At 70.8% G+C, this 16,452-nt stretch carries 14 protein-coding genes; 10 read left to right on the top strand and 4 right to left on the bottom strand.

Annotation, left to right across the window (positions count from 1 at the left end; all coding sequences use genetic code 11):
- Nucleotides 1–23 precede the first annotated feature (23 nt).
- From F8568_RS11190 to F8568_RS11165, 6 genes are read left to right on the top strand one after another with little or no spacing between them, the layout of a single operon-like run.
- Entirely contained in the window at nt 24–1,463 is a 1,440-nt protein-coding gene (locus tag F8568_RS11190; protein ID WP_151593464.1) for an OB-fold domain-containing protein, read from the top strand.
- Nucleotides 1,464–1,474: 11 nt separating this feature from the next.
- Nucleotides 1,475–2,683 carry an acetyl-CoA acetyltransferase gene (locus tag F8568_RS11185; RefSeq protein WP_151593463.1) on the top strand — a complete coding sequence of 403 codons (1,209 nt, stop codon included), beginning with the start codon at nt 1,475–1,477 and terminating at the stop codon, nt 2,681–2,683.
- 25 nt (nt 2,684–2,708) lie between these two features.
- The gene (locus F8568_RS11180) at nt 2,709–3,209 is read left to right on the top strand and encodes a PaaI family thioesterase (protein WP_151593462.1); all 501 of its coding nucleotides are present in this window, start codon (nt 2,709–2,711) and stop codon (nt 3,207–3,209) included.
- Entirely contained in the window at nt 3,210–4,049 is an 840-nt protein-coding gene (locus tag F8568_RS11175) for an enoyl-CoA hydratase-related protein (RefSeq protein WP_151593461.1), read from the top strand.
- A 21-nt stretch (nt 4,050–4,070) separates the two neighbouring features.
- Entirely contained in the window at nt 4,071–4,928 is an 858-nt protein-coding gene (locus F8568_RS11170) for an acyl-CoA thioesterase (RefSeq protein WP_151593460.1), read from the top strand.
- Nucleotides 4,918–6,369 (top strand): class I adenylate-forming enzyme family protein, encoded by a 1,452-nt coding sequence (locus tag F8568_RS11165; protein ID WP_202124790.1) that lies wholly within the window; start codon nt 4,918–4,920, stop codon nt 6,367–6,369. The genes F8568_RS11170 and F8568_RS11165 overlap by 11 nt, the downstream gene beginning before the upstream one ends.
- Before the next feature lie 116 nt (nt 6,370–6,485).
- Here F8568_RS11165 and F8568_RS11160 read toward each other — a convergent pair whose 3' ends face one another.
- Genes F8568_RS11160 through F8568_RS11150 form a run of 3 tightly spaced genes read right to left on the bottom strand, consistent with a single transcriptional unit; the run spans nt 6,486 to nt 11,230 of the window.
- A complete protein-coding gene (locus F8568_RS11160; protein ID WP_151593459.1) occupies nt 6,486–7,226 on the bottom strand; it encodes an ABC transporter ATP-binding protein in 741 nt (246 codons plus the stop codon).
- Complete coding sequence (locus F8568_RS11155; protein ID WP_151593458.1) at nt 7,223–9,961, bottom strand: branched-chain amino acid ABC transporter permease/ATP-binding protein; 2,739 nt, start codon at nt 9,959–9,961, stop codon at nt 7,223–7,225. The genes F8568_RS11160 and F8568_RS11155 overlap by 4 nt, the downstream gene beginning before the upstream one ends.
- A gap of 9 nt (nt 9,962–9,970) precedes the next feature.
- Nucleotides 9,971–11,230, bottom strand: coding sequence for an ABC transporter substrate-binding protein (locus tag F8568_RS11150; RefSeq protein ID WP_151593457.1), 1,260 nt, complete (start codon nt 11,228–11,230; stop codon nt 9,971–9,973).
- Between the two features lie 271 nt (nt 11,231–11,501).
- Here F8568_RS11150 and F8568_RS11145 point away from each other — a divergent pair, with 271 nt between their 5' ends.
- Nucleotides 11,502–12,260 (top strand): SDR family NAD(P)-dependent oxidoreductase, encoded by a 759-nt coding sequence (locus tag F8568_RS11145; RefSeq protein WP_202124789.1) that lies wholly within the window; start codon nt 11,502–11,504, stop codon nt 12,258–12,260.
- Nucleotides 12,261–12,333: 73 nt separating this feature from the next.
- Here F8568_RS11145 and F8568_RS11140 read toward each other — a convergent pair whose 3' ends face one another.
- Nucleotides 12,334–13,518 carry an amidohydrolase family protein gene (locus F8568_RS11140; protein WP_151593455.1) on the bottom strand — a complete coding sequence of 395 codons (1,185 nt, stop codon included), beginning with the start codon at nt 13,516–13,518 and terminating at the stop codon, nt 12,334–12,336.
- 109 nt (nt 13,519–13,627) lie between these two features.
- On the opposite strand from F8568_RS11140, the gene F8568_RS11135 reads away from it, so the two are divergent.
- The 3 genes from F8568_RS11135 to F8568_RS11125 all read left to right on the top strand — a co-directional run bounded on the left by F8568_RS11135 (nt 13,628) and on the right by F8568_RS11125 (nt 16,332).
- Complete coding sequence (locus F8568_RS11135) at nt 13,628–14,134, top strand: DoxX family protein (RefSeq protein WP_151593454.1); 507 nt, start codon at nt 13,628–13,630, stop codon at nt 14,132–14,134.
- 195 nt (nt 14,135–14,329) lie between these two features.
- The gene (locus F8568_RS11130) at nt 14,330–15,631 is read left to right on the top strand and encodes a phenylacetate--CoA ligase family protein (RefSeq protein ID WP_151593453.1); all 1,302 of its coding nucleotides are present in this window, start codon (nt 14,330–14,332) and stop codon (nt 15,629–15,631) included.
- Entirely contained in the window at nt 15,631–16,332 is a 702-nt protein-coding gene (locus F8568_RS11125; protein ID WP_151593452.1) for a hypothetical protein, read from the top strand. The genes F8568_RS11130 and F8568_RS11125 overlap by 1 nt, the downstream gene beginning before the upstream one ends.
- Nucleotides 16,333–16,452: the final 120 nt, after the last annotated feature.

Here is a 16,452-nt window from a genome sequence, read left to right as displayed (position 1 = left end):
TCCCACGCAGAGAGGGAGGTCGCATGGGTGGTCTGATCGCCTACGGCGCCTACGTCCCGCACCGTCGGCTGCGCCGGGCGGAGATCGCCGCGGTGCTCGGCGGCCCGGCCGCGCCGGGGACCCGCGCGGTCGCCGGGCATGACGAGGACAGCACCTCACTGGGGGTCGAGGCCGGCCGTACCGCGCTGCGCGGCCTTCCCCAGGGGCACGCCCCTCGCAGGCTGTTCTTCGCGTCGTCGGCGCCCGCCTACACCGACAAGACCAACGCCACCGCCGTCCACGCGGCCCTTCGGCTGGACCGGTCGGCGCCCGCCGCCGACATGTGCGGCGCCATCCGGTCCGGGCTGGACGCCGTCACCGCGGCCGTCGACTCGCCGGTCCCCGCGCTGGCGGTGCTGTCGGACCTGCGCGGCGGGCTCCCCGGCGGAGCCGACGAGCGGGACGGCGGCGACGCGGCGGCGGCCCTGCTCTTCTCCGGTTCGGGGGACGAGGCGTCCACCGCGCCGGTGATCGCCGAGCTGCTCGGCCAGGGCTGGGCGACCGCGGAGTTCCTCGACCGCTGGCGCCCCCAGGGCGACATCTCGTCGCGGATCTGGGAGGAGCGTTTCGGTGAACAGGCATACGTGCCGCTGGCCGAAGCCGCGTTCGCGCAGGCGCTGAAGAAGGCCGACCTGACGCCGGACGCCGTCGACCACCTCATCGTCGCGGGCGCCCACGGCCGCGCCGTCCGGGCCGCCGCCGCGCGGACCGGCGTGCCGCGCGAGGCATGGGCGGACGACCTCACCCGCGCGATCGGCAACCCGGGGACGGCGCAGTTCGGCGTCGTCCTCTGCGACGTGCTGGACCGCGCGGGGGCGGGCGAGACCATCGCCGTCCTCTTGCTGGCCGACGGCGCCTCGTCGCTGGTCTTCCGGACGACCGAGGCGCTGGGCGAGCGCCGCTCCTCGCCGGCGGTCGCGGAGCAGATCGCGGGCGGCGACGACTCGCTGCCCTACGCGACCTTCCTGACCTGGCGGGGCCTCCTCGACCGGGAGCCGCCCCGGCGCCCCGACCCCGAGCCCCCGTACGCGCCGCCCATGTACCGCTCGACGGACTGGAAGTACGCGTTCGTGGCGGGTCGGTGCGCGTCCTGCGGGACGCGGCATCTCCCGCCCGCCGACGTGTGCCGTGCCTGCCGTCACACGGGGGAGATGGAGCCCGAGCCGATGGCCGACGTCCCGGCGACCATCGCGACCTTCACCGTCGACCATCTGGCGTACTCGCTCAGCCCTCCGGTGATCTCCGCCGTCGTGGACTTCGACGGCGGCGGCCGGCTGCGGTGCGAGCTGACCGACACCGATCCCGGGGCGGTCCGGATCGGGGACCGGGTGGAGATGTCGTTCCGGCGGACCCAGACCGCCCGCGGCGTCCACAACTACTTCTGGAAGGCGCGGCCCGCGCGCCGCGTCCCGGGGCAAGGCTGAGGAGGAGACCAGTGGGATCGAACGGTATCCGCGACCGCGTGGCGATCGTCGGCATGGGCTGCACGGCCTTCGGCGAGCACTGGGGCCGGTCGGTGGCGAACATGCTGGTGGAGTCCACGAACGCCGCCGCGCAGTCGGCGGGGATCGACCTGCCGGACATCGACGCCTTCTGGCTCGGCACCCAGGGGTCGGGCGTCTCGGGGCTGACGCTCAGCCGGACGCTGCGCATCGCCGACAAGCCGGTCACCCGCGTGGAGAACTTCTGCGCCACCGGCTCGGAGGCCCTGCGCCAGGCCTGCTACGCGGTGGCGTCCGGCGCCTACGACGTGGCGATGGCCGTCGGTGTCGAGAAGCTGAAGGACTCGGGCTACTCGGGACTCGTCGGCACGGCGGTCCCCGATGACGGCACCGTGGGCATGAACGACATGACGGCTCCGGCGGCCTTCAGCCTCCTCGCGCCCGCCTACGCCGAGCGGTACGGCGTCGACCAGGACCAGTTGAAGGACGTGCTGGCCCGGATCGCGTGGAAGAACCATGTGAACGGAGCCCGCAACGAGCGGGCGCAGTTCCGCAAGGAGGTGCCGATCGAGCGCATCAAGGCGGCGCCTCCGGTCGCCGGCATGCTGGGCGTGTTCGACTGCTCCGGCGTGTCGGACGGGTCCGCGGCCGCGATCGTGGTGCGCGCGGAGGACGCCCACCGCTACACGGACAAGCCGATCTTCGTGAAGGCACTGTCCTTCGTCGCCGGGGCCGCCACCGGCACCAGCGATCCCGACTACGACTTCACGACGTTCCCCGAGGTGGTCGCGTCCGCCCAGGACGCCTACCGGCAGGCCGGTGTCACCGACCCGCGGACGCAGATCGCGATGGCGGAGGTTCACGACTGCTTCACCCCCACCGAGCTCGTCCTCATGGAGGACCTGGGGTTCTCCGAGCGGGGGCAGGCATGGAAGGACGTCCAGGCGGGCGCGTTCGATCTCAACGGGGAGCTGCCCGTCAACCCGGACGGGGGACTGAAGGCGTTCGGCCACCCGATCGGCGCCTCGGGGCTGCGGATGATGTTCGAAGCCTGGCTGCAGCTGCGCGGCGAGGCGCCGGCGGAACGACGGATCGACTCCCTCGCCGAAGGCCGCCGGCTCGCCCTGACCCACAACCTCGGGGGCGCGCCCGGCGAATGCGTGTCCTTCGTCTCCCTGGTCGGCGCCGAACCCGGCGCATGACACCGCTCCCGAGAAAGGACGGCGAATGACCGTCACTCGTCCCGGCCCCCTGAGCGAGGCGGAACAGCAGGAACGACGGGAGTGGTTCCGCGAGCACTGGCAGCGTGGAGTCGCGTTCAACAGCGACTGCGGGATGCGCGTGCTGCGGTGGGAACCCGAGGGAATCGAGATGAGCCTCCCGTACGCCGAGCGCCTCTCCGCCCATGACGGGGTCTTCCACGGCGGCGTCGTCTCGGCCCTCATCGACACGGCCGGGGGCGGCGCCGTCATCGCCGGCCACGACTTCGGCAAGGGCAGCCGGCTGAGCACCATCTCGCTGACGGTGCAGTTCCTCGCTCCCGCGGCCGGTCCGGAGGTCGTCGCGCACGCGACCTGCGTGCGGCGGGGAGGCCGGGTCCACTTCGCCGAGGTCGAGGTCCGCAGGACCGACGGTTCGGTGTGCGCCCGGGGCCAGGTCGTCGTGAGCGTCTCCGGTGAGCGGCCTCGCGTGGGCGAGCCGGTGCCGGGCGGAAACGGAGGAGAGTAGATGTCGGAACAGGACGATCTCGTCCTCTACGAGGTGGACGCGGACGGCGTGGCCACGCTCACGTTCAACCGCCCCGAGCGGAAGAACGCTTGGAACATTCCCATGGAGGAGCGGTTCTTCGCGATCCTGGACCGGGCCGCGGCCGACCCGGACGTCCGTGCGCTGATCGTCACGGGCGCGGGAACGGCCTTCTGCCCTGGGATGGACATGCAGCGGCTGGAGCGCAACTCCCAGCCCGGGCAGACCCTGAACCTCAAGGACCGCACCCCGATGTACGGCCGGCGGCTGCTGCCCAAGCCGATGATCGCCGCGATCAATGGCGGCTGCGCGGGGATCGGTCTCATCCAGGCGCTGATGTGCGACGTGCGGTTCGCCGCCCGCGGCGCCCGCTTCACCACCGCCTTCACGCGGCGCGGGCTGGCGGGCGAATACAACATGCCCTACGTCCTGCCCCGGGTCATCGGCCTGGAGAATGCCCTCGACCTGCTCCTGTCCGGACGGACCTTCGACGCCGACGAGGCGAAGTCCCTCGGATTGGTCAGCCGTGTCGTCGAACCGGCTGACCTCCTGGACGCGGCCCGCGCGTACGCGGGTGACATCGCGCGCAACTGCTCGCCGCGGGCCATGGCGGTCATGCGGCAGCAGGTCTACGGCGATCTCGACCGGAACTTCGACGATGCCCTGTCGCGAAGCTATTCGGTGATGGAGTACTTCGCCGGATCGCCGGACTTCCGGGAGGGAGTCGAGAGCTTCACGCAGAAGCGTCCGCCGAAGTTCGAGGGCCTGCCTCCCGATTTCGATCCCCTGGACGCCGTCGCCGACCCGTTCCTGCCGGGCTGAGCGACTGGAGTGCACACGAGAATGACGACGAGCAACGGGACCTCCGGTACCGTCGGCGGGACTCTGTCGGCGGCGGCCTGGCACGACCTCAGGTCGCTCCTGGACCTGACGCCCACCGGAGCCGATCGCTTCAGCGCTCCGGCCACCATGACCGGGCACCGGACCCTCTTCGGCGGCCTTGTCGCGGCACTCGCGGTGCTCGCCGCGGGGCGTACCGGTCGGCCAGGGCAGCTCCCACATTCACTGCACGCCTATTTCCTGAGGAAGGCGAGTGACTTTCCTTTCCTGGACATCCGCGTTCACCGCATCCGGGACGGGCGAGCCTTCGCGGTCCGCGAAGTCGAGGTGAACCAGGAAGGCCGGACTCTGTTCACCATGATGGCGTCGCTTCATGCGGCCGAAGCAGGCGACGACTGGTACGAAGGCGAGGAAGGGGGCGTCGACGACCCGGCCACCGCGGTGACGGTGCAGCCGACTCAGAGGCTGCGGGATGTCGGCTTCCCCTTCGAGATACGCCACGTCGCCCGCCCGCGCGCCGACGGGTTCGTGCCCCTGCACCCCATGTGGCTCCGGCATCACCGGCCCCTGCCGGCGGACCCCCTGTGGCAGGCCGCGGCGCTGACCTACATCTCCGACCTCGGCGTCGTCATGGACGCCCGGCCGCCCGGCTCCACGCTGCCGCACGACTTCGTCGGGACGAGCCTCGACCACACGGTCTGGTTTCACCGGCCCGTCCGGCTGGACGACTGGGTGCTGATGGAGTCCGACCCCCTCAACAGCAGCGGCGGCCGAGCACTGAGCAACGCCCGGATCAGGGACCGCTCCGGCCGGCTCGTCGCGACGGTCCTCCAGGAAGGACTGCATCGACGTGTCGACTGATCCGTCCTCCTCGGCGCGGGATGCGACCTGGTCGGCGATGGTGGCAGGCGCCTACGATCACGACCGGTCTGCCGTGCTCTACGACGAGACGGCGTGGAGCGGGCGCGAGCTCATGGACCGCGCCGGCGGCGCCGCGTGGTGGCTCGACTCGCTCGATCTCCCGGTTGGGGCGCCGGTGCCCGCTCTTGTCGCCTCGTCACCCGAGGCGCTCGCCCTAGTGGTCGGCGGCGCCGGAAGCGGGCATCCGATCGCGCCGCTCGGCGTCCGCATGACGGCCGCCGAGATCGCCGCCGTGGTCCGTCCGATGGCCTCGCCGGTGGTGGTGGCACAGGAGGCGTACGCGTCTCTGGGGCACGACGTGGCGGAGCGGACCGGCCGCCGCCTGGTGCTGGTGCCGCCGCTTGGAACCCGGCAGCTCGAACTCCATGCGAAACCGGACGACGTGGCGATCGTGTTGCACACCTCGGGCACCACCGGCGTGCCGAAGCCGGTCCCGATGCCCCAATGGCGCCTGGCCGCCCGCGCCCGCGTGAACGGCGGCCTCTGCCAGTTGGATCCGGAGAGCCTCTACGGCGGCAGCGCACCCTTCCACCACATCTCCGGGCTGGGCAACGTGGCGGTCGCGCTCGGCGTCGGTGCCCAGATGACGGGGATCCCACGTTTCACGGTGGAAGGCTGGCGGCTGCTGTGTGAGAGAGGCGCCACTCACACGAGCATGGTCCCGGCCATGCTGGAGATGCTCCTGGCGGAGGGCGAACTCCAGTCTGCGAAGTGGCGGGTGCTCCAGTACGGCGGGGCCCCGATCCGTCCCTCGACGCTCCGCCAGACCTACGACGCCGTCCCCGGCGTCCGCATGCTCAACATGTTCGGCCAGACCGAAGGCTCCCCGCTCTCGGTGCTGACCCCGGAGGATCACCGGGCCGCGGTGGCCGGCCGGGAGGATCTGCTCCTGTCCGTCGGCCGCGCGGCCCCCGGGGTCGAGTTGCGGATCGAACGGCCGGACGCCGACGGCGTGGGAGAAGTGCTCGCACGAGGCGATCACTTCTTCGTGCTGGACGCGGAGGGCTGGTTGCACAGCGGCGACCTGGGAAGGGTCGCGGCCGACGGTTACGTCTACCTGTCCGGCCGGCGCAGCGACATGATCATCCGGGGTGGCGAGAACGTCCACCCCGTGGAGGTCGAGACGGTGCTCGCCGCGCACCCCGCCGTCGCCGACGTGGCGGTGGTGGGCGTGCCCGACGACCGGCTCGGACAGACGGTGGCCGCATTCGTGGTCCCCGCGGAGGCCGCGGGGCCTCCGGATCCTGCGGACCTGCGGACCTTCGCCCGCGCCGAGCTGTCCGGGTTCAAGATCCCGGCCTATTGGCACTTCGTCGAGGAGTTGCCGCGCAACGCCAACGGCAAGGTCCTGCGGAGGTTCCTCCGCGAACAACACGCGTAGGGAATGGACACGGCCCGGTGCGGCGGACTTCCGCCGGCACCGGGCCGTTGCCTTTCCGGCATGCACGGTGGCGGGCCCTATCGTGCGCCCGCCGCCGTGCACGCTCGCCGGCGGGATCAGCCGGATCCGATGTAGCTTTCGAAGATGTCGCCCTTCAAGAGTTCGGCCGGCTCGCCGTCGTAGGCGATCTCGCCTCGCCGGAGCACGTAGGCGTGCGTGGCGATCTGCAGGACCCGCTGCGCGAACTGGTCGACCACGAGGAGCGCGACCCCTCGTTCGGCGAGCGACTCCAGGAAGGCGAACACCTCGTCGACGATCACGGGTGCCAGTCCGAGAGAGGCCTCGTCCACCATGACGAGCGCGGGCTCGCCGAGAAGCGCCTGAGCCATGGCCAGCATCTGCTGCTGGCCGCCGCTGAGCGTTCCGGCCGTCTGGTCGAGCCGGCCCGACAGCGACGGGAACGCTTCGACGGCGCGGTCGATCGCGGTGGCGTCCCTCGTACGCGCCTGGAGCCGGAGGTTCTCCCGGACGGTCAGGCCCCGGAACACGGCATGGCCTTCCGGGATGTAGCACAGGCCCCGCCGGACGCGCTGGTGGGCGGCCAGTGCGCCGACATCCTCGCCCAGCATCTCGATCCGCCCGGACTTAAGGCGGTTGAGCCCGCCGACCGTCCGCAACAAGGTCGACTTCCCGGCGCCATTGGCGCCGAGGAGGGCCACGACAGCGCCCTTGGGCACGGTGAGGCAGACCCCGTGCAGGACGGTGGTCTCGTCATAACCGGCCCGGACGTCATGCAATGCGAGGACCGGCGACGCGGCGCCGGCGACGCTCGCGGCGGACTGCTGCAACTCGGTCATGCTTCGGCCTCCTGAACGTCCCCGGTGGTGTGGAGCTCTTCGGTACCGAGGTAGGCGGCGCGGACCGCCGTGGAGGAGCGCACGCTCTCCGGGACGCCCTCGTGCAGCAGCTTCCCGAAGTCGAGAACGTAGATGTAGCTGCAGATACGCATGACCAGGGACATGTCGTGCTCCACGATGAGGACGCCGATTCCGCGGTCCAGCACCACCCTTTCCAGCACGTTCGCGAACCGCGCGGTCTCCACCTGGTCCAGGCCCGACGAGGGCTCGTCGAGCAGGAGGACGTCGAAGCGGCCCGCCAGGCACCGCGCCAGCTCGACCAGCCGCCGCTCGCCGGTGGACAGTTCGCCCGCCTGCCGGTGGGCCAGGTGCGCGATGCCGCACAGCCGCATCGCGTCGTCGGCGGCGGTCCGGGTCTCGCGCCGTTGCGCGCGCGTGGCCGCGAGCTGCGACCAGGGCCGGGAGCCGGCGAGGCCGCTCTCGTGGCCCAGCGCGACGTTGTCGGCCACCGTCAGCGAGTCGCAGAGGTTCATGATCTGGAACGTGCGTCCCACGCCGGCGCGTCCTCGGGCGGCGGCCGAGGCGCGGGTGATGGCCCGGCCGGCCATGGAGACGTCTCCACGGTCCGGTTTGAGCAGCCCTGTCCCGGCGTTGAACAGCGTGGTCTTGCCGGCCCCGTTGGGGCCGATCAGCCCGGTGATGCGCCCGATCGGGGCGTGCAGGTCGATCCCGTCGACGGCCGTGACACCGCCGAACCGCACGGTCAGCCCGCGGATCCGGAAGCCCTCGCCGGCCTCGGGGACGGCGGAGCGGTCGAGGGAGGCGTTCGGCGCGGTGTCGTCCTCGTCCGGTGCCTGCCCGCCCGTGTCCGGAGCGTGACGTCCGCGCCTACCCAGGCGTTCCATCGCGGCGCGGAGCCGGGCCGGGGCCGCCGGGGTGCCGCCCGCCATGGCGACCTGGACGGCGAAGAAGCCGAACGCCGCGTTCAGCCAGTACGTGGTGTCCTCGCCGGGCAGGTAGCCCGGGATGATCGCCACCATCCCGATGAAGACGGCGTACCAGGGGTTCGCGAAGGGCGCGAGGGCGAGCGTCACCAGGAGGATGATCGAATAGAAGGACGAGTAGTGCGAGTCCGTGGTGCCGGCGGAGTGCAGGGCCGATCCGTAGAGGATGCCGGAGACGCCCGCCATGAACGCCGAGACGCAGAAGACGATGAGCTTGGTGACGCTGATGCTCAGGCCCGCGGTGGACACCGCGGTCGGCGCTTCCGCCATTCCCCGCAGCATCCGGCCGATCCGGGCCCGTTCCGCGGCGACCACGGCGGCACCGCACACGACGACGATCGCGAGTACGAAGAAGTAGTAGGCGTCGTCGCTCTGGGCGAACGACGGGCGCGGCATCACGCGTCCGGTGCTCACCGGGGTGAACATCCAGTCGAGCGGGTAGAAGAGCCGCTCGACCATGATCCCGAACCCCAGGGTCGCCAGGGCCAGGAAGACTCCGGACAGGCGGAGCGCGGGCAGGGCCACGAGGGCGCCCACGGGAACCACGACCAGCGCGCCCAGCAGCAGGGCCACGAGCCAGGGGAGGCCGTGGTCCACCGCGAACTGGGAGAACGCGACGGCGCCTATCGCCCCGAAGGCGGCGTGGCACAGCGAGACCTGCCCGGACGTGCGCACCAGCAGCCCGAGCGACATGAACATCACGACCTGGGTGAGCGCCACGATGTAGAAAGTGAGCTTCGTTCCCGCGAAGGCCGGAACGGTGGCCAGCGCGCCCACCACGACCACGGCCGCCACCGCCCGTGCCCGCCACGGGGCGTGCCATTGCAGGGGCGGACGGCGCTCGATCAGTGACGCGGCCATGAGCTTGCGCCGCGGCATGACCAGGAGCGCCACGACGAGGATGACGAACGGCAGGCTCGCGGGGAGCCCGGCCAGCCAGCTCACGTCCAGCACGTAGTTCTTGGACACGTCGGTGGCGACGCCCAGGGCGAGCCCGCCCAGGAAGGTCAGCGGGACGCTGGTGAACGCGCCGATCGCGGCGGCACCGAACGCCGTCACGACGAGGAAGGTGAGGGCGATCGGCTCCAGCCCGACGAGCGGGAGGAGCAGGACCCCGGAAAGGGCGGCGAAGGTCGAGCCGATCAGCCACGCCGCCCGCCGGACCCGTACGGGGCCGACGCCCTTGACGGCCAGCAGATCGGGATCGTCCACGACGGCACGCATGGCCAGGCCGATCCGGGTGTAGCGGAACAGGGCCCACAGCGCCGCCACGGCCACGAGGGCGATCACTGCCGTGAACAGGAACTTGTACTGCACGTTCACGGACCCGACGGCGAAGGAATCCTCGGATTTCGGGAGGAAGCCGTCCACGCTGATGGCGTCGGGGCCGTACTTGATGGTCCCGAGGCCCTGGACGAGCAGGATCAGGCCGGCGGTTCCGACGATCTTCATGGGAACGCGCTGGGGCGCCAGCCGCCGTGCGATCAGCTCCATGAGCAGGCCCATGAGCGGACCCGCGACTAGGACGGTGACCGCCGCGGACACCTGCCAGCCCAGGCCGAGGTCGACGTGCAGCCAGTAGAAGCAGTAGGCGGCGACGGTCGCGAGCGCTCCGTGCCCGAAGTTGAAGATGCCGGAGGTCTTGTAGGTGACCACCAGGCCGCTGCCGATCAGGCCGTACACGGCTCCGATTGCGAGGCCGCTGATCAGGAAGGGGATAAGGTCCTGCATGGACGGTCCTCAGCCCGCGGCCGGCGCGGCCATGCAGTCGGACTTGAGCGGACCGCTGGCGGCACTGTTCCCGGACGGGCCCGAGAGAGGCGCGCTCGCGAACTTGCCGTTCTGCATCTTGTACACCCACAGGCAGTTGATGGCGGGGCCGGGTTTGCCGGCGGTGTAGGTGAGCTTCTGCGCGAGCAGGCCGCCGAGGTCCTCGTCCTTGATCGTGTGGAGGCCGGCGGTCATGTCCTTGCGCGTGGGCTTGTCCGGAAGGTTCGCCGCCGCCTTGCGGATCAGCTCCAGGGTCGACCAGACCGCGGTCGAGGCGGGGTTGGCGTAGTCGGCGTCCGGGGCGTACTTCTTCATGGCGTCGCGGAACTGCTTGACCTGCGGGGTGTCCGCCCACCAGGGGAAGCCTTGCAGACCGCCGACGAGCTTGGCGTTCGGGGTCTTGGTGATGTCGGCGTTGACCGCGCCGGCGGTGACGCCGAAGTATCCCTTGTAGCCCTGGCCGGTGCAGTCGGAGATGAGCTTGCGGCCGGCCGCCGGGGCGATCGAGATCTGCACGAGGTCGGCGCCCATGTTCTTCAGCCGCAGGCACTCCGCGGTGTAGCTCGGGGCCGTCGTGGAGGCCGCCACCGAGCCGACGTACTGGACTCCCTGCTGCTGGGCGATCGGCCCGTACAGGCCCACGGCCTCCTTGCACGCCGCGATCTCGGCGCAGTAGACCGCCGCGAACTTGTGCGCGCCGACCGCCTTGGCCGAGGCGATCTGGACCGCCACCGTCGCGGGGAAGGCCTGCGGAGCGGTGGGGAAGTAGTTGGGCTGCGCCGTCCAGATCTTGGTCTGGTAACCGGTCGCACCGACGACGGGGACATCCTTGCCGCCGAGCGCGGAGGCCACGGGCTGCTCGGTGTTGCTCGCCTCGGTGGTGATGGACAGGACGTTCGGGTCGGCCAGGAGTTCCTGCGCCGCCGCCGTGGCGGTGGCACCGTCGCTCTTGTCGTCCTTGACGACGATTCGGACCGGATGGCCGGCGATCCCCTGGCCGGCGTTGACCCAGCGCTGCCAGGCGAGCGCGACGTCGGCTCCGCTCTTGTCGGAGGAGGAGCTCGTTCCGGTCCGGGACACGATGAGGCCGAGCTTGATCTCGGACTTTGTGAGGGCGGGGTTCACCGTCGTCTTCTTGGCGCCGTCGTCGCCGTTGCCGCCGCAGGCGGTCAGGGCGAGCGCCGAGGCGCCGAGGCAGGCGATACCGGCAAGGCGAAGTGATCGGGTCATGGCAGGTGACTCCCTCGCGCGTGAGACCGCTGAGAAGGGTTGGGGTGGGCAGCCGGGCGCGGCTCCACGGCACGTCCTGGGCGGACGCGCGTGAGGAAGCTAACAGAGCAACAAGGTCAAGTAAACAGATTGGTTATATGTTTCAGCTATATCGAAGAAGTTACCCAGTGGGAAGGGACGGCGGATGGAACGGTCGGATGCGGAGAAGTCGCAGGTGGGAACGGTGGGACTGCCGAGGCGGGGCACGCGGATGCGAGGCCGCGTTGCCCTCGTGAGCGGGGGCGGCGGGGGTTCGGACGCCGATTTCCTGGGAACGGGGGCGGCGACGGCCCTGCTGTTCGCCGAGCAGGGCGCGGTCGTGGGAGTCCTCGACCGTGACGAATCGCGCGCGGGCCGGACGTGCGAGCTCGTCCGTGAACGGGGCGGGCGGGCCGTGCCGCTCACCGCCGACGTGACCGACGAGGCGGCCGTCGAGCGGGCCGTGGCCCACCTGGTGGCGGAGGCGGGCCGGCTGGACGTCCTGGTGAACAACACCGGCGTGACCGGCGGCGCGATCGACGCCCCAGATCTTCGCGACTGGGACCGCGTGATGGCGGTCAACCTGCGCGGCTGCGCGGTGACGAGCCGCGCCGCGCTCCCGCATCTGCGCGCGGCAGGGGGCGCCGCCATCGTCAACGTCTCGTCCGTGGCGGCGATCCGCGCGTTCGGGAGCGGTGCCTATGGTGCGTCGAAAGCGGGAGTGATCGCTCTGACCCGTGACCTCGCCTACGCTTGGGGGCGGCACGGAATACGCGTGAACTGCATCGTCCCCGGCCACCTGCACACGCCGATCGGGAACCACGGCGGTGCGGAGGGCCGGGACCTGCGGCGCCGGGCCAGCCTGCTGGCCACCGAAGGCAGCGCCTGGGACGTCGCCTGGGCCGCGCTCTTCCTCGGGGGCCCGGAGAGCGCCTGGATCACCGCGGCCGCGCTCCCCGTGGACGCCGGCTCGACGGCCGCAACCGCCCTGGGGCTCCTGCCCCTGATGTGACCGGAGCCCCGGATTCGCGCCTCGGGGCTTCGGCCCGCCGGCGGAGGCGGCCGGCCCCGAGCGCGAGCCGACGTCAGGAGGTCAGCGCCTTCAGCGCGTTGTCCCGCAGGAACTTCCTGCGGTTCTCCTCGCCGAGGCCGGCGACCATGTCGAAGTAGTCCCTCGGGTCGGCCAGTCCCTCGGCGTGCGGCCAGTCGGACCCCATGACCAGCGAGTCGACCGTCCCGAGCCGGTCGGCCAGGCCCGTGATGTCGTCCTCAGGGTAGGGCACCACCTTGACGTGCTTGTGGAAGACGTGGCTCGGCCGCTCGGCCAGCTGCCCTCCGAGCCACACGCCGTTGCGGCCCATCCCGCGGCTCTTGTCCATGTGCTTGAGGAAGTGCGGCACCCACTCGGCGCCGAACTCGCTGACGATGACGTTGATGTTCGGGTACCGGCCGAAGAGGTTGTCGAAGATCAGGGCGGAGAGCGTGTCGGTGATGGGGCGCTCGCCGTAGGTGTTCTGCCACTGCCATGCGGAGAACTGGAAGGGCGGGACCAGGCCCCATCCCCAGTGCGAGGCGACGTTGGCCTGGTAGTGGAACTCGGAGATGTGGAAGGCGACGTTCGCCTTGGCCTCGTTGATGCGGGACCAGAACGGATCGAAGTAGGGGTCGCCCGGCGAACGCCCGTAGGCCGGCCCGGCGGGGAGCAGGATGAACCGGGCGCCCGCATCCAGGACGGTGTCGAGCTCGGCGACCGCATGGTCCAGATCGCGGAGGGAGAGCATGGCGGGGGCGTAGATCCGGTCCTTGTAGTGGAAGCCCCAGTCCTCGTCCATCCAGCGGTTGAAGGAGCGCAGGTTGTCGTAGAGCGGCTCGATGCCGTCCAGGTAGGCCTCGGCCATCAGCGCCCAGCCTCCGGGGTACATGAGGGCGCGCTCGATGTGCTGCTCGTCCATCTTCGCCAGCCGCGCGTCCCTGTCGAGGTACTCGTCCCTGATGTCCTCGAAGAACCGCTCGGCGTCGGCCGAGTCGCCCTGGGAGCGCTGCCGGAGCATCTCGGCGAGCGAGCCCGGGACGTAGGCCTTGTCCAGGTGGTTCTCCAGGGCGTTGACGATGCGATGGTTCGCCAGCAGGGCCTGCTGTCCGGAGGCGAGCGTCACCGGTTGCACCGCCGTGTCGATCTTGTCCTTCGGCATGAACCGGGTGAAGCAGTCGGTGGTCTCGTACGAGTGGGTGTCGAAGTCGATCATTCGGTAGGGGAGTGCGCCGCTCATCGGCCGTCCTCTCTTGGCAGGGTAGGTCTACTTCTAATATAGCTATATAAATACAACTTGCTAGCTTTCACCTGGTGGCTGGCGGAGCGGAACGGCGAGGTGACGGTGTATGGACGCGGTCGATGTGGCTGCCCTGCTCGTTCGGGTGGTCGTGGGTGCGACGATGGTGGTCCACGGCTGGAATCACCTGTGGGGCGGCGGGGGAGTGTCGGGCACGGCCGGCTGGTTCGCCTCGCTCGGCATGCGGCCGGCGAAGGTCCACGCGCTGCTGAGCGGAGCCGGTGAGATCGCCGCCGGGGCCGCCCTGGTCCTCGGTCTCCTCACGCCGCTCGCCTGCGCGTTCGTGGTGGGCACCATGGTGGTGGCGGGCGTGACGGCCCACCGCAAGAACGGCTTCTTCGTCTTCCGCGACGGCTACGAGTACGTCCTAGTCCTGGCGGTGACCTGCGCGGCGCTCGCCCTGCTCGGGGCGGGCTCGGCCTCGCTGGACCGGCTGATCGGCGTCGAGGACGACCTGCGCGGACCGCTCGGCGCGGCGATCGCGCTGGCCGGCGGCGTCGGCGGTGCGGCGCTCCTGCTCGCCGCCACCTGGCGGCCGAGCCGCGCGGCGGGCTAGTTCACGACCTCGAGGCCAATAACCGCTGAATCAGTTGACTAATTCAATGCTTTGTCTGATGATGTGGGTGGCCTGCGTCACAACCCGAGGCCGCGCCATCGCACCCGCGCCGGGCCGCGGCCGTACGGCCACCGTCGACACGGCCGCCCGCGCCGCTCGGAGCCACCTTCCCGAGCCCCGTTACGAGGAGGGCCCATGCCGGATGACAGATACCTTGAACCAGCGGTCGAGACCATGTCTCGGACGGCGCTCCGCGAACTCCAGGAACGGCGGATCCTGGACCTGGTGCCGTCCGCCTACGAGAACTCGCCGTTCTACCGGGAGCTCTGGGACTCCCACGGTGTCCACCCCCGCGACATCTCGTCGCTGGACGACTTCCGGGAACGGATCCCGTCCTTCGGCAAGGACGCCCTCCGCGACTACCGGGCGCGCACCGGCGACCCCTTCGGAGGCCTGCTGCGCGTTCGGCCGTCCGAGCTGACCTCGATCACCTCCAGTTCCGGCACCACGGGCGATCCGGAGTTCTTCGCGGAGATCTGGGACGGGGCTCCACCGCTGGTCACCGCGCAGCTCCGGGACCTGTGGGAGCTGGGACTGCGGCCGGGGGACAGGGTGCTCAGCCCTCCGGGGACCTTCCGCAACCTCATGGACTACGGCTACCACGCCCTCGGCGCCGTCGTGATCTCCACGAACACGTGGTTCGGGCGGATGCGCGAGACGCTGGAGGCGGTCCGCCGCTACCGGCCCGCCTACATGCAGTTCATGTACCCGCAGCTGGTCGAACTCGAGCACCTGGAGAACGAGTACGACCTCAAGGAGATCTTCGCGTCGTTGAAGGGCGCCGCGTGCGCCGGACAACCGATCAGCCCGCGGATGCGGGAGAAGGTCCAGAACGAGTGGGGCGTCGAGCTCTACGAGTACTCGAGCGCGGCGGACACCGGAACGGCCTGGGAATGCCGTGAGCACAACGGTTTCCACCTGTGGGAGGACACCGTCTTCGCCGAGTGCCTGGACCCGTCCGGCGACGAGCCGGTCGAAGAGGGTGAGATCGGCGAGCTCGTCGCCACCGACCTCGACAACCGCGCGGCGCCGCTCATCCGCTTCCGCAGCGAGGACCTGGTGCGCATGACGAGTGAGAAGTGCGGCTGCGGCCGGACGCACGGGCGTATGTGGGTGTCCGGCCGAAGCGGCGACGAGACCGTCGTCGACGGCAGGCCGGTCGTCCTGCGCGACGTGTGGCAGGCCGTCGAGGCCGAGCCGGAGACCGTCGGCGGGTTCTTCCAGATCGTCCGGCCGGCACGCGAGGTCGACCGCCTCCGCGTCCGCGTCGGCTATGACCCGTCCTTGAGCGGCGACACCGCCGACCTCGCCGACCGGCTGCGCGCCGGCATCGCGAAGCGGACCGGAGTGGAGCCCGATCTGGAACTGCATACCGAGGAGGAACTCATGCGAACCGTGCGCAGTGTGGCCAAGTTCCCGAGGGTGGTGAAGCAGTGATGGTGCGACAGGACACGCTCTCCCGCGCCTGCATGCTCGACCACCCGCCGGTCGCCTACCTCCTTCCGGTGCCTGGCCCGGACGGCATCGCCGACTGCGAGGTCGGCTGGGACGACCTCGGCAGGGACGCCGCCTGGACGCAGGAGCGGCTCCAGGCGCACGGGTTGGCACAGGGCCACCACGCGGTCGTCAGTTTCTCCGGACACGAAGGGGCCTGGTTCCAGCCGGTCATCGAGGCGCTCCGCAACCTGGGCGTGGTGTACGGCAGCGTGGAGACGATGGGCTGGGACCACGTGCGCACCAGGGTGTTCCAGCGTGAGCTGGACCTCCACGCCATTCTCGGCCTGAGCGGGGAGACACTGGAGGCGCTGAGCGGGCAGAGCATGATCGGCGACTTCTTCGGCGAGACGCCGGTCGTCATGGCCCGCCCGGACGGGATCGCGAAGCTGCGCGACGCGGGGGTGTCCGCGGCCGTCATCTCGACGCTCGGACCCGCGCTGGCCATCGAGTGTCCCGAACGCGCCGGCGCGCACGTGAACCGCGCGGAATGGACGGTAACCGAGCGGGACGGACGCCTGTCGGTGACGGCATCGGCCGAGCGAGCCGTCGGCGGACGGGAGTTCCTCCTCGAGACAGCGGGGACCGTCCGCGCCGACCCCTGCGCCTGCGGTAGTGACGATCCCCGCGTGATGTTCACCTGAGAGCGACACGGGTGCTCACGAAGACGGCGCCGGGGTGTGATGTCCGGTCACACCCCGGAGCCGTCGCCATGCTGAGGCTCCTGCGGTAGAGAGGCCGCAGACGGGACGGGGTCCCTGCTT

Source organism: Actinomadura physcomitrii (genome assembly GCF_008923205.2).
GTDB classification, from domain to species: Bacteria; Actinomycetota; Actinomycetes; order Streptosporangiales; family Streptosporangiaceae; genus Spirillospora; species Spirillospora physcomitrii.
Note: the sequence above shows the minus strand (reverse complement) of the source record. Positions and strands in the feature narration are given on the sequence as shown.